This is a genomic window from Superficieibacter sp. BNK-5, from assembly GCF_047456055.1.
Classification (GTDB): domain Bacteria; phylum Pseudomonadota; class Gammaproteobacteria; order Enterobacterales; family Enterobacteriaceae; genus Superficieibacter.
On the sequence record NZ_CP179893.1, the window covers coordinates 4519926 to 4532827 of the forward strand.

11 protein-coding genes and 1 tRNA gene are annotated in these 12902 nt (G+C 53.1%); 5 read left to right on the top strand and 7 right to left on the bottom strand.

Annotated elements, in window-relative coordinates; translation table 11 throughout:
- The first annotated feature begins 19 nt into the window (after positions 1 to 19).
- The 4 genes from ACMGGS_RS21670 (at position 20) to ACMGGS_RS21685 (ending at position 1899) form a co-directional block, all read left to right on the top strand.
- A tRNA-Pro gene (locus ACMGGS_RS21670) sits at positions 20 to 96 on the top strand.
- Between the two features lie 338 nt (positions 97 to 434).
- The gene (locus ACMGGS_RS21675; protein ID WP_414164329.1) at positions 435 to 995 is read left to right on the top strand and encodes a type IV secretion protein Rhs; all 561 of its coding nucleotides are present in this window, start codon (positions 435 to 437) and stop codon (positions 993 to 995) included.
- Entirely contained in the window at positions 992 to 1342 is a 351-nt protein-coding gene (locus ACMGGS_RS21680; protein WP_414164330.1) for a putative T6SS immunity periplasmic lipoprotein, read from the top strand. The genes ACMGGS_RS21675 and ACMGGS_RS21680 overlap by 4 nt, the downstream gene beginning before the upstream one ends.
- A gap of 317 nt (positions 1343 to 1659) precedes the next feature.
- Positions 1660 to 1899, top strand: coding sequence for a DinI family protein (locus ACMGGS_RS21685; RefSeq protein ID WP_276157568.1), 240 nt, complete (start codon positions 1660 to 1662; stop codon positions 1897 to 1899).
- A 30-nt stretch (positions 1900 to 1929) separates the two neighbouring features.
- Here the strand turns inward: ACMGGS_RS21685 and mqo are convergent, their stop codons facing one another.
- The gene (gene mqo, locus ACMGGS_RS21690; protein ID WP_414164331.1) at positions 1930 to 3570 is read right to left on the bottom strand and encodes a malate dehydrogenase (quinone); all 1641 of its coding nucleotides are present in this window, start codon (positions 3568 to 3570) and stop codon (positions 1930 to 1932) included.
- Positions 3571 to 3845: 275 nt separating this feature from the next.
- Here mqo and ACMGGS_RS21695 point away from each other — a divergent pair, with 275 nt between their 5' ends.
- Positions 3846 to 5093: a SulP family inorganic anion transporter gene (locus ACMGGS_RS21695; RefSeq protein ID WP_414164332.1), complete on the top strand. Its 1248-nt coding sequence runs from the start codon at positions 3846 to 3848 to the stop codon at positions 5091 to 5093.
- Here ACMGGS_RS21695 and mgtE read toward each other — a convergent pair.
- From mgtE to ACMGGS_RS21725, 6 genes are all read right to left on the bottom strand, one after another.
- The gene (gene mgtE / locus ACMGGS_RS21700) at positions 5056 to 6492 is read right to left on the bottom strand and encodes a magnesium transporter (RefSeq protein WP_414164333.1); all 1437 of its coding nucleotides are present in this window, start codon (positions 6490 to 6492) and stop codon (positions 5056 to 5058) included. The two genes, ACMGGS_RS21695 and mgtE, sit on opposite strands and share 38 nt — an antisense overlap.
- 147 nt (positions 6493 to 6639) lie before the next feature.
- The gene (locus tag ACMGGS_RS21705; protein ID WP_414164334.1) at positions 6640 to 8283 is read right to left on the bottom strand and encodes a multidrug ABC transporter permease/ATP-binding protein; all 1644 of its coding nucleotides are present in this window, start codon (positions 8281 to 8283) and stop codon (positions 6640 to 6642) included.
- An 85-nt stretch (positions 8284 to 8368) separates the two neighbouring features.
- Positions 8369 to 9007, bottom strand: coding sequence for a DNA oxidative demethylase AlkB (alkB, locus tag ACMGGS_RS21710; RefSeq protein ID WP_414164335.1), 639 nt, complete (start codon positions 9005 to 9007; stop codon positions 8369 to 8371).
- Positions 9007 to 10068, bottom strand: a complete 1062-nt coding sequence (ada, locus tag ACMGGS_RS21715; protein ID WP_414164336.1) for a bifunctional DNA-binding transcriptional regulator/O6-methylguanine-DNA methyltransferase Ada — start codon at positions 10066 to 10068, stop codon at positions 9007 to 9009. Before ada ends, alkB begins: the two co-directional genes overlap by 1 nt.
- A gap of 73 nt (positions 10069 to 10141) precedes the next feature.
- Positions 10142 to 11197, bottom strand: coding sequence for an FAD:protein FMN transferase ApbE (apbE, locus tag ACMGGS_RS21720; RefSeq protein WP_414164337.1), 1056 nt, complete (start codon positions 11195 to 11197; stop codon positions 10142 to 10144).
- 119 nt (positions 11198 to 11316) lie between these two features.
- On the bottom strand, positions 11317 to 12435 hold the full coding sequence (locus ACMGGS_RS21725) for a porin OmpC (protein WP_414164338.1): 1119 nt from the start codon (positions 12433 to 12435) through the stop codon (positions 11317 to 11319).
- Positions 12436 to 12902: the final 467 nt, after the last annotated feature.

Genomic DNA, 12902 nt, shown 5'->3' on the forward strand with positions numbered 1-12902 from the left:
TACTATTAGGCCCACAAATCGGCACGTAGCGCAGCCTGGTAGCGCACCGTCATGGGGTGTCGGGGGTCGGAGGTTCAAATCCTCTCGTGCCGACCAAAAAATCCCAAGAAAACCAACCGCAAGGTTGGTTTTTTTACTTTCTTAACACGCATAGTGGCATACACGATGTCGTTGTCTAAGTTTAGTTATACCTTCAGGAAGAGACTCTACATCCCGGTCAGAGGTGCAAGATCGCTTCTTATATCTATCATGCCCTTCTCTGCTACATTTAAACTACTTACAGGCACTAAGAAAAACAAAAACGCAGATAGTTAACAGTTATTTTGTCAAAGAACTCTTTGATTTTAAATGCTTATTTTGGGTTTTTCTTTTTACCCCTCCTTATCATGGTGATACGATTAATCATCAGTAACGCTAAAGGATAAGGATCTTCTATGCCTGTTGATGAAACCATACAACCCACCTGCGGGACTGCCATCAAAGCTGGCGGAGTAAGACTCATAACCACAGGTGAGATAGCATTGGCCAGAAAGATTTATGGCTACAACATCTGGTATAACAAAATTTGGATACACCGGAATAGCTATCTTCCGTTTAACTTGCAGCCTGATGACATTGCAATGAGTCCGGACGGTGAAATGTGGTTTAGAGAAGAAACGTATTCCGTAGATTTTTCGAGGGAACATTCTTTAGCTAAGAAACACAGGTTTATGCATGAGATGATGCACGTATGGCAACATCAGCACGGAATGTTTGTCAGGACCAGAGGGTTATTTTCCCGTTTTGCAGATTACTACTACAGCTTGGATCGGAAAAACTTACTCGACTATGGGCTGGAGCAACAAGCCAGTATAGTTAGTGATTACTGGTTACTGCTAAATTATGGTTTCTTTGGTAATAATGATATACATAAATATCGCGACTATCATTCTAATGAATCTATTCAATCTCTTATTGCTAAATATAAAAAAATTCTCAAAGGATTTCCCGGATGAAAAAAATAATGCTCATTCTCCCTGTAGCTTTCATGTTGGCTGGCTGCCCTGGCTGTCCAAGAGGGCCGGAGCCAAGAGCGACCTTTATTAACGGTGAACGTCTGTGCTTTAGTATAGATAAAAAAGATGTCCTCAACTACTATACCATCTCGTCCAGTGAATCGAGTGATTATGAAAAGCTACGATGGGAAGAGCGCCTGCATCGCTCATACCCCGATACTTGTATAAAAATAAAATTTAAATTTGGTTATACATATTATATAAGATATGGTTTGAACAATGAAAGTTATGAACACGACTTCTTTATTGATAACAATGGAAACCTGACTCATTTAGGTGGGGTATAATTTTTTGACAGCAGAAATGCGACGCTTGAAAAATATGTCCCTGTAAATATTTTTCAAGCGTATGTTGTTACAACAAAATCATTTAAATTTTTATATGTCCGATAACGTCATCTGTGCTTTTATTGAAAATTACAGCAGTCTCTATATCACAGTATCATTTATTGTTGGTGCAGAATCGCCCCTGCTCTGTTTGCAAACCTCTCTATCCCTCATGCTCTCCCTCTCCAGAGCGCACAAAAAGCCCACGAAAGCGCTGTACTTTCCCGTTGCGGCTGGTAAATTGCTGTACATAAAAACAGTGTTCCAGAGGCGGTAAAATGTTTGTAGAACTGGTTTACGATAAACGTAACGTGGCTGGCCTTCCCAACGCGCGGGAAATTATCCTTGAAGAACTTACGCGTCGCGTACATCGCATCTTCCCTGACGCCGATGTGCGGGTAAAACCGATGCAGGCTAACGGGCTGAACAGCGACGCCAGTAAAAGCGATCGGGAAAAACTGAACCGTATGCTGGAAGAAATGTTCGATGAAGCCGATATGTGGCTGGTGGCCGAGTAAGCGTTACCTTCGACGCGCTTACCCGGTGGCTTACAGCGCGATATCGGCAACCGGTTCAATACTCACCGGTTGCGGCTTACTCTGCGGCTGCGGCACCGCATCCGGCTGGCGCGGCGGTGCGTAGTCCAGCTCCAGCACGTCGCTGGTCCATGCCATCATCTCCTGCGTGGCGGCCGGACGACCGTCCAGCGGCACTCCGTAGCCTGGCACAATCTGTTTCAGCCTGGCCTGCCATTCCGGCGATGCCATTTTCAGTGCGAAAATTTTCTCCATCAGGTGCAGCATAATCGGCGCGGCGGTTGACGCGCCGGGCGATGCGCCCAGCAGCGCCGCGACGGTTCCTTCGTCGTCACACACCACTTCGGTCCCAAGACGCAACACCCCGCCCTTTTGCGCATCGCGTTTAATAATTTGCACCCGCTGCCCGGCCTGCCATAGTCGCCAGTCCGCTTTTTCAGCCTGCGGATAATACGCGCGTAATGCCGCAAAACGGTCCTCGTCCTTTTGCAGAACCTGACCGACCAGGTATTTCACCAGCGCAAAATTATCCAACCCGACATTGACCATCGGCAGCAGATTAGAGGCATTGGTTGAGCTAAGCAGATCCCAGAGAGAGCCGTTTTTCAGAAAACGAGTCGAGAAGGTGGCGAAGGGTCCGAACAGCACCACTCGTTTGCCGTCAATGATGCGGGTATCGATATGGGGAACCGACATCGGCGGCGCGCCGGTAGAAGCCTGACCATACACCTTCGCCAGGTGATGCCGGGCGACCTCCGGGTTCTCGCAGACCAGAAACTGACCGCCTACCGGGAAACCGGCGTAGTCGTTCGCCTGCGGGATGCGCGTTTTTTGCAATAATTTTAGTGCCGCTCCGCCCGCACCGATAAATATGAATTTGGCCCGGATCAGACGGCTGGCTTTCGGGTTATCGGCATCTGATACCCGCACAGTCCAGCTATTATCCGCGTTGCGTTTAAAGCCACGTACCTGAGTATTTAGCTGCAAAGCGAAGTTATCCTGCTTTTGCAACGCCGCGATAAACTGGCGGGTAATTTCACCGTAATTGACATCGGTGCCATTTTCAGTACGGGTTGCCGCGATCTTTTGTTGCGGATCGCGCCCATCCATCACCAGCGGTGCCCACTCTCTGATTTGTTGATGATCTTCTGAATAGCGCATCTCGCGGAACAGCGTACTCTGCTGAAGCGCCCTGTAACGTGCACGCAGGAAATTAACGTGCTCTTCGCCCCAGACGAAACTGATATGGGGCACGCTGTTGATAAAACTGCGCGGCTGGTGCAATACGCCGCGTTCGACCTGGTGCGCCCAGAACTGACGGGATAGCTGGAAGGCTTCATTGATTTCGACAGCTTTTTCAATGCTGACCGAGCCGTCCGAATGTTGTGGTGTATAGTTCAGCTCCATCAGCGCCGAGTGGCCGGTACCGGCATTATTCCAGCCGTTAGAACTCTCCTCAGCAACACCTTTCATGCGCTCGACCATAGTCATGGACCACGCTGGCTCCAGTTCCTGCAGAAAGGTACCGAGAGTTGCGCTCATGATGCCGCCGCCGATTAGTAACACGTCGGTAACATGTTCAGATCGATGCGTTTCAGCACGGACACCCAACTCCCTTGCCCCGGAACGGGGGATGGCGGTATTTCTTTTCATCGTAGTAATTGCCTTACGGAACTCACGTTCTGACAAATGCAGGTGAAACGATTCGGGTTTTCCACGTTATCACCGCGGTCTGAAAAATTAAATATTGTTTAAACTTTAAATTTAGTTTTATGGTGAGTTATAAAAATGTTTAATAATTGATGTATGCAAACGATAAAAAGTGCTGGTCGCGCAGGGTGCCAGCCGTTACTATTCTCCGTTTTGTGATTTTCCGCACGGACGCCTGATAATCGTTATGGAAGCCCTCTTATTACCTGCGGATCTGTATGTCTGAAACTCAATCGTCTTTATCGCCCGCCCGTCAGGGTGCTATTGCCAGCGTAATACGCTCGCCGTCGCTGCTGTTGCGTGAATCACTGGCCGGGGTGATCACTGCGCTGGCGCTGATCCCGGAAGTCATCTCTTTCTCCGTCATTGCCGGGGTCGACCCGAAAGTGAGCCTGATCGCTTCAGTCGTATTATGCCTCGCGATGTCGGTGCTCGGCGGACGTCCGGCCATGGTTACCGCCGCGGCAGGTTCCGTCGCGCTGGTGATAGGGCCAATGGTTCACCAGCACGGCGTGGCCTATATTCTGCCCGCCGTGGTGCTGGCAGGGATCATCCAGATACTTTTTGGACTGAGCGGTATGGCGCGCCTGATGCGTTTTATTCCGCAGGCGGTGATGACCGGCTTTGTTAACGCACTGGGGATTTTGATTTTCTTCGCCCAGGTACCCCACTTCTGGAGCCGAAGCCCGCTGGTGATCGGTCTGTTTGTGCTGACGCTGTTGATTGTGCTGTGGGTGCCACGTTTTACGAGGAGCATCCCCTCCCCGCTCATTGCCATTGTGCTGTTGACGATTTTTACCATGACTACCGGTCAGTTGATGCCTACAGTCGGCGATGAAGGGTCGATGGGTGGCGGGATGCCGGGCTTTAGCGACCTGCTGGTGCCGCTGGATCTTCATACGTTGAGCATCATCTGGCCGTGCGCGCTAAGTATCGCCTTCGTGGGATTGATGGAATCCCTGCTGACCGCAAAGCTGGTAGACGACCTGACTGCAACCACTTCGAATAAACATCGGGAAAGCGCCGGCCTCGGCATCGCCAACATTCTGGCAGGTTTTTACGGCGGCATCGCCGGTTGTGCGATGATTGGACAAACTATTGTTAACGTGGAGATGGGCCGCGCACGCAGCCGCATTTCTACTCTGGCAGCCGGGGTAGTGCTTCTTCTTTTGGTTACGGCCTTAAGTGAGGTGATGGCGAAAATACCAATGGCCGTGCTGGCCGGGATTATGGTTATCGTGGCGCTAAAAACCTTTAGCTGGCACAGCATCCGGCCCACCGCGCTGAAAAGTACGCCGTGGCCGGAAACCGGAGTAATGATGATTACCGTCGCCGCAACGGTGACGACGGGGAATCTGGCGATTGGCGTACTGGCGGGCGTGATTGCGATGGCTATCGTGCCGCATCGTGTGAAGCGGCATTATCGGCTTAAAGCAGAAAAATCGTCGCCAGCCCAAGAAAAATAAAGAAACCGCCGGTGTCGGTAATGGCGGTGATCATCACGCTTGAGCCGACCGCCGGGTCATGGCCCAGCTTAATCATCACCATAGGAATAATCACGCCCATCAACGCCGCCACCAGCAGATTAAGCACCATCGCCAGCATCATCACGCCGCCGAGGGCGGGATCGCCGTATAGCGCCCAGGTGACGCCCCCCATAATGCCGCCCCAGACCAGGCCGTTAATCAGCGCCACCCCCATTTCGCGCAGGATCAAGAACGAGAAGTTACCCGGCTGAATATATTGCAGGGCCAGCGCCCGCACGATCATCGTAATCGTCTGGTTGCCGGTGTTGCCGCCGATACCTGCAACAATCGGCATGAGTGAGGCCAGCGCCACCAGCTTTGAGATGGTATGCTCGAAGCCGTCAATCACCCGCGAGGCGATAAATGCGGTACAGAGATTCACCGCCAGCCACGCCCAGCGCGTTTTGACTGCTTTATGGACCGGAGCAAAAACATCTTCATCGCCGCTTAACCCGCCCATCTGGCGCAGGTCGTTATCGGTCTCCCGGTATACAACATCGACAATTTCATCAATGGTGATACGGCCCATTAGTTTACCGTGCGGATCGACCAGCGCGGCGCTGATCAGGTTATCGCGCTCAAAAGTTCTCGCTGCTTTTTCCGCATTCTCTTCAGGATGGAAAGCCAGGATATCGCGCTCCATCACGTCGCCGACGTTCAAACTGGCAGGCGAGATAAGGATCGTTTTTAACTCCAGCTCGCCCAGCAGCGTATTTTCCCGGTCGGTGACAAACAACTTATCGGTGTTTTCCGGTATCTTACCCAGTCGCCGCAGATAGCGCTGCACTGTGCCCAGCGTCACCTCCGGGCGCACAGTGATGACTTCAAATTCCATGATCGCGCCGACGCTACCGGGATCGTAGTTCATCACCTGCCGTACTCGTGCCCGCTCTGCCGGCGACAGCGTTGCCAGCAGACGCCCTGTCAGATTGCGTGGCAGATGCTGAACGATATAAATCTGCTCATCGATATCAAGCGTATTCATGGCCTCCAGCAACGCCCTGTCGCTCATCTGATCGATGAGATCGTCCCAGACGTTTTCGGACGCCTCAAGCAGGACCTGCCCACGTTTATCCTCGCCAATCAGTAGCCACAGTGCGCGACGTTCTTCCGCAGGCAGGGCTTCCAGAGTATCGGCAAGATCGGCCGGTTTTAGGTGTTTAACCAGTACGCCGACTTCGGCCATTTGATTTTCCAGCGCGCCGCTGTCGTACTGCTCAACCAGAGTCAATTTGTTCAGCAGTGAGGAGGTAATGGCTTTATCAGTCGTGAGCAGCCAGATCAGGCGCGCACGCTCTTCATCGCGCAAGCGGGCGCTGTTATTTGTCGAAACGGACATCGGTGGATCCTTGGGTCATTTTATTACGCCGGACAGGGTGGCTGGCGCATTAAGCATAGCGTGGAGTTGACCATTAATGATAAACGAAGCGAATGAGTGCGGAAAAAATAAGCGGTAGTGCCCCCCGCTTAGCGGGAGGCACCCTTCTCAGGCGGTACGGGCAACGGCATCACGAGAGGCCAGCGCCCGCTCTTCGCCGGTGAGTTCAGAAAGCTGACCGTCACGCATTTCCAGCAGTCGGTCAGCGTGAATGAAATAGTGGTCGTCATGGCTAATAGCGAAAATGGTTTTACCCATCGCCTGCATCAGCGGCAGAAGGACCTGATAAAACTCACGGCGGAAGTGCGGGTCCTGATCGGCGGCCCATTCGTCCAGCAAAATGATATCGCGTTCTTCTGCCAGCGCCAGCAGCAGCGCCACGCGTTTTTTCTGTCCTTTGGACAGCTTCAAATCGAGGATCTTGCCGTTTTCCAGCTTCAGTTTATGGCTCATTTTCAACTGCGCGATCCAGCGATCCACCAGCGCAGGATCGGCAGGTTTACCTTCCGCACCCAGCAGTTGATCGAATAGCCAGACATCGGTGAACACCGCAGAGAAAAGCTTGCGATAGTCTTCCGGGCGGTCCGTCGCCAGCGGCTCGCCATCCAGTAAAATCTGGCCTGACACGGGCTGATACAACCCGGTAAGCAGCATGGCAAGCGTAGATTTACCGCTACCATTGCCGCCAATCAGGAAGACCAGCTCGCCGCGATTGAGGGTCAGGTTAATCGGCCCCACGGAGAAGGTATTATCCCGGTAGCTAAAGGTGACGTCACGCAGTTCCAGAGTCTGCCACTTAGCATAGATTTTCGGCTGCGGAAATTCAGCCCTGAACGCCGCCAGTTCAAATTGTTTGAGCTTATTGAACGCCACCTGGGCACTGAGCAGCGTCGGCAATGCGCCAACAGCCGAAAGCAGCGGTGTGCGCAGGAATAACAGGGTTAATGAATACGTCGCCGCGACGTTAGTGTCTGCCCAGCCCAAGCTGTTGGCCATCCAGAAAACCAGCCCGATGGCACCCAGCATCATAATGTTGGACCAGTTCACGGCACTCAGATGGAAGGTGTCAGTACGCACGATATGATGACGATACTCTTTGGCGTCTGGCAGGTAGATATTATTAAAAATATGCTCCGCGCGCTCGCGGTTGAGGGTTAGCTCTTTGCGTCCTTCCAGCACCATCTGATAGTCATGATACAGTTTATCTTCGGTTTCACGCAGGGTGGCCATATGACGATAGACGCGTGCGACCAGCACAAATCCCCCCCAGATGGTCAATGCCATCCACAGGGCGGTGATCAACAGCATTTTTGTGGAAAGCGTCGCCAGGTAAGCCGCCGATCCAATGGTCAGGATGATCCCCTGTACCAGCTCCGGCAGGCGGACAAAGGCAATAGTAATATTACGGATATCGCTGGTCAGACCCGCCAGCAGCGTGGCGCTGCCCAGTTTCTCTATCTGCTCGACCGGCGTATCGAGAATACGTTTGATAAACTCACTGCGCAGGCGATAAACAAAGTGATGGCCCAGCGTGGTGAGCGCCAGTTGTGAGCCGAGCGTGACCGCCATCAGCAGCAGCAGGAGTCCGAGGAATTCCGGCAGCACGACCAGCGACATATCCACGGATTCGATCAGGCGCAGGTTAATGAAGGCAATCAGGCCAATGCCCAGCGCAGCACTGACTAAGCTTAGTGCCATTACCGCGATAAAAGGCCAGCGATACTGACGCCAGACAAGCAGGAGGAGTTCCATAAATACAATCCGCAAGAAAAATCAGCCAGCAGTGTAAACTGCACGGCGCTGACATCAAGAATAATTCTTATTTTTATTCAACAAATCAGGTCTGGCGAAAAGTCAGGTTGTAGCGACAGCGCCCGGTGACCGGATGATCGCCCTCTTTCAGCGGCTGTATCCCATGATAAAACAATCGCGATGCCCCTCCCCACACCACAACATCGCCATGTTCCAGTAGCGTGCGCTGGAGTGGATCGCTGCGTTTCAGGCCACCGAACTGAAAGATGGCCGGAAGCCCCAGCGAGACGGACACGATGGGCGCGCGCAGCTCTTTTTCATCTTTATCCTGATGCAGCGAGAGTTTAGCGCCCGGCAGATAGCGGTTGATCAGGCAGGCATCCGGCGTGAAATCCGGATAGCCCGCCGCGGTCGCCGCTTCATCGGCCAGCGTGCGAAAGAGGTCGGGCAGCGGCGGCCAGGGTTGCCCGGTCAGCGGATCGCGAGGTGAATAAAGGTAGCCCCGGCTGTCGGTAGTCCAGCCCAGCGGACCGCAGTTGGTCATCGCCACCGACATGGTATAGCCGCCAGGGGTAATCATCTGGCGGAATGGCGAAACATGAACGACCTCTTCAATCGCCGCCAGCAGGGAGGTTGCGCTGTTAAGGGCAAAACGGCGCAGGATCGTTGCGCCAGGCCCCAGCGGCTCCTGCCAGGGTTCAACATCGGCAAAGAGATCGAGCATTACTCCTCCTCTTGCGCTTCGCGGCGCAATAAAGCAGCTTTTCGCGCCACTCCCCAGCGGTAGCCGGAGAGCGCGCCATCTCCTCTTATCACACGGTGACAGGGGATCACTAACGCCAGTTTGTTCGCCGCGCAGGCGCTGGCAACGGCACGCACGGCGCGCGGATGGTCGACCGCCTGGGCGATTTGCTGATAGCTGCGGGTTTCACCGGCGGGAATATCACGTAGCGCCTGCCAGACGCGCATCTGGAAGGCCGTCCCGCGAATGTCCAGCGGCAGCGTAAGGGGGGCCGGATCGCCATCCAGATGGGCAATCACCTGATTGACCCCGGCGGAAAATGCGGCATCACCCGCCACACACTGTGCCTGTGGAAACATCGCCGCAAGCGAGGCCACCAGAGCCTCATCGTTTTCGTCGAGCAAAATCGCACATACGCCACGTTCGCTGACCGCGACCAGACAGCGCCCCAGCGAACAACTCTCCAGTACAAAACGGATGGTCATCGCTTCCCCACCGCGACGATACTGACGCGCGGTCATGCCAAGGGTGGCGTCGGCATGACGATAAAAGGCGCTGCTGGCGGAGAATCCGGCATTCATTACCGCATCGGTGACGGCTTCACCTTGCGTCAGCGCATTACGCAAGCGCCGGGCGCGTTGCGCCTGCTGCCAGGCCTTTGGCGTCATGCCGGTGACGGATTTGAACAAACGGTGTAAATGAAAAGGGCTTACGGCCAGGGTCTGCGCCAGCGTGTTCAGCGTGACAGACGTTTCCTGCTCCAGCAGGCGACAGGCACGTGCCACAAGGTCAATATGTTTTGTGTGCGGTGAAAGCCCCGTCGGCTGACAGCGTTTACAGGGACGAAAACCAGCGGCCAGCGCCGCCTGCGCATCGGTATAAAAGCGAACGTTATCCCGCAGGGCGTGGCGCGCACGACAGGAAGGGCGACAAAAGATACCCGTGGTGACCACGGCAAAAACAAACTGACCGTCGGCACGGGCATCGCGCGCGAGCACTGCTTGCCAGCGGCGCTCAGCATCGGTAAGGGTAGTGTGTGTCATAAGCAGGCTCCTGTTATAAGGGTAGCTCTACTCTGGCAAAACGCCGCCAGCAAAAAACCGACAATCTTGCTTTTTAATTTTTTTCAGACAGCAAAAATCCCGCAAACTGGGGTGACATCCAGGTTTTAAACGCATCACCGTCTTTCACAATCATATACACCGCCAGCCCCTGCTCCCTGACCACCTCTTTGGCCTGCTCAGGGCCGAGCACCATCAGACCGGTATCCCAGCTGTCGGCTTCCAGCGCGCTGGGGGCGATGACCGTAACCGACACCAGCGTGTGCTCAATGGGCCGTCCGGTCTGCGGATCAATCACGTGGGAGATGCGTTTGCCGTCCAGCTCATAATAATTACGGTAGCTACCAGAGGTGCTGATGCCGTGACCGTTGATATCCACAATGGCCTGAACGGCGTTCTCGCGATCGGTCGGTTTCTGAATAGCGACGCGCCACGGTTTGCCCTCACCGTTCATCCCCCGGCTGACCAGTGCCCCACCGACAGAGACCAGGTAACGTGAAATGCCCTCCTGCTCCATCAGTCTGGCAAGATGATCGGCGGCATAGCCCTCACCTACCGTGGAAAGATCGACGAACAGATCGGGAATGTCTTTTTGCAGGTACTGCTGCCCGGCCCGTGAAATCACGGTGAGATGTTGCAGGCCAGTACGCGCTCTGGCCGCGGCGATTTGCTCATCGCCCGGAGTCGTCACTGGCTGTTTATCCGGACCAAATCCCCACAGGTTCACCAGCGGGCCGACGGTGACATCCATCGCCCCGTTGGTTTTAGCGCCAATGCGCAACGCTTCGGTGACGATATCCGCCATTGCCTCATTCACAGGCCATAGCGTCGTGCTTTGCGAATGATTAAAACGCATCAGCGCCGAGTCCGGTTTCCAGGTCGACAGAAGTTGATCGTCAGCATCAAGCTGAAGCTGAATTTTTTGTTGTAGCGTCTCAAGGCGCTCTGGCTCAACGTTAATAACGCTTACCCGCCAGACGGTGCCCATGGTTTTCCCTTCAAGCACAGCGGGAGGCGTGGTGTCAGAAGGTGCAGAAACCGGTGCATTATCGCAGCCGGTAAGTACAACAAAAGCGGTCACTATCACCGCGCGAAGAAACGTCATTTCCATTGTTTTTTTATCCTCTTACAGAGGAGCGTAAGAGTACACCTGTTCGGGCATTTTTGAACAATCGATCCGTGCGCATTAAAAAAAGGGCCCGCAGGCCCTTTACCGAAGATGTCAGCACATCAGAACTGGTAAACCAGACCCAGCGCAACGATGTCATCGGTGCTTACACCCGCCGCGCGGGTAAAGTCGTTGTCGTCCAGCAGGTTGATTTTGTAATCAACATAGGTAGACATGTTTTTGTTGAAGTAGTAGGTCGCGCCCACATCAACGTATTTCAGCAGATCCTGATCGCCGTAGTTTGCAGTGCCGTTATTGATGTCTTTACCTTTCGACTGCAGGTAAGCCACAGACGGACGCAGGCCGAAATCGAACTGGTACTGAGCTACCGCTTCAAAGTTCTGCGCTTTATCTGCAAAACCGTATGCGTCACCGCTGCTGCTGCCGCCAAAACGGGTAGCGTTATAAGACTGGGTATACTGCGCCGCCAGGTAAACATTGTTAGCGTCATATTTCAGGCCGCCGGAGTAAGTGGTTGCGCGATCGCCGCTACCGTAGATGCCCGGCATATCGTTCTGATCAGAGGTACGTTTGGAGCTGGCAACCGCACCGCCGATGCTGAAACCTGAACCCAGATCGTAGGTTAAAGAACCACCGACGCCGTCGCCGTTCTGACGCAGCACGCTACGGCCACCCGCATCTTCGCCGTCAACGTCGCCGTTGCTGCCCTGATACTGCACAGCAAAGTTCAGGCCATCAACCAGACCGAAGAAGTCGGTGTTACGGTAGGTTGCTACACCGTTAGCACGCGATTGCAGGAAGTTGTCTGCACCGTAGGTGTCGCCGCCGAACTCAGGCAGAACGTCGGTCCAGGAAGTCACGTCATAAACGACGCCATAGTTACGACCGTAGTCGAAAGAACCCGCTTCGTTAAATTTCAGACCGGCAAAGCCAACACGCGTCCAGGAATCGTTTGAACCTTCATCGGTGTTACCCTGAACCTGGTATTCCCACTGGCCGTAACCGGTGATCTGGTCGTTGACCTGGGTTTCGCCTTTGAAGCCGATACGCACGTAAGTCTGGTCGCCATCGCTACCGTCGTCATCGGAGAAGTAGTGCAGACCATCAACTTTACCGTACAGGTCTAATTTGTTGCCGTCTTTGTTATAAACTTCAGCCGCATTCGCTGCGCCTGCTACCAGCAGAGCTGGTACCAGGAGGGATAGTGCTTTAACTTTCATGTTATTAACCCTCTGTTATATGCTTTTATATGCTTTTTTTAGTTGCCACTGCTTTACTGGTTATTGGTTACCCACTAACCCGTCGGCGAAACCATTTTGCGGCAAAATACAGAATAATCCAACTGGAATATGATACGAAAACTTCTAAGATGTTTCAGTTTTCCCTGTAGATGTTTCATTTTGTGAATTTTGGGGAACTTTTTTTTGCCACAAATAGCTAAAAATATCCGCACTAATAATCAAAATTAAAATATAAAATAACTCAATCAAGCACTTAGGTTGCAAAAATGTTATAGCACTGATTGCCAAAACAAAATCAGCGAACGCGACTAGAATAGATATCGCTATCATCATTAACTTTATTTATTACCGTCATTCAGTTCTGAATGTCTGTTTACCCCTATTTCCACCGGATGCCTCGCATCCGGTTTTTTTTTACCTTTCTTTACGTTAATTCATAAATGGTG

Coding starts and splice junctions, on each gene's coding strand:
- ACMGGS_RS21675 (WP_414164329.1), top strand. CDS start 435: ATGCCTGTTGATGAAACCATACAACCCACCTGCGGGACTGCCATCAAA.
- ACMGGS_RS21680 (WP_414164330.1), top strand. CDS start 992: ATGAAAAAAATAATGCTCATTCTCCCTGTAGCTTTCATGTTGGCTGGC.
- ACMGGS_RS21685 (WP_276157568.1), top strand. CDS start 1,660: ATGTTTGTAGAACTGGTTTACGATAAACGTAACGTGGCTGGCCTTCCC.
- mqo (WP_414164331.1), bottom strand. CDS start 3,570: ATGAAAAGAAATACCGCCATCCCCCGTTCCGGGGCAAGGGAGTTGGGT.
- ACMGGS_RS21695 (WP_414164332.1), top strand. CDS start 3,846: ATGTCTGAAACTCAATCGTCTTTATCGCCCGCCCGTCAGGGTGCTATT.
- mgtE (WP_414164333.1), bottom strand. CDS start 6,492: ATGTCCGTTTCGACAAATAACAGCGCCCGCTTGCGCGATGAAGAGCGT.
- ACMGGS_RS21705 (WP_414164334.1), bottom strand. CDS start 8,283: ATGGAACTCCTCCTGCTTGTCTGGCGTCAGTATCGCTGGCCTTTTATC.
- alkB (WP_414164335.1), bottom strand. CDS start 9,007: ATGCTCGATCTCTTTGCCGATGTTGAACCCTGGCAGGAGCCGCTGGGG.
- ada (WP_414164336.1), bottom strand. CDS start 10,068: ATGACACACACTACCCTTACCGATGCTGAGCGCCGCTGGCAAGCAGTG.
- apbE (WP_414164337.1), bottom strand. CDS start 11,197: ATGGAAATGACGTTTCTTCGCGCGGTGATAGTGACCGCTTTTGTTGTA.
- ACMGGS_RS21725 (WP_414164338.1), bottom strand. CDS start 12,435: ATGAAAGTTAAAGCACTATCCCTCCTGGTACCAGCTCTGCTGGTAGCA.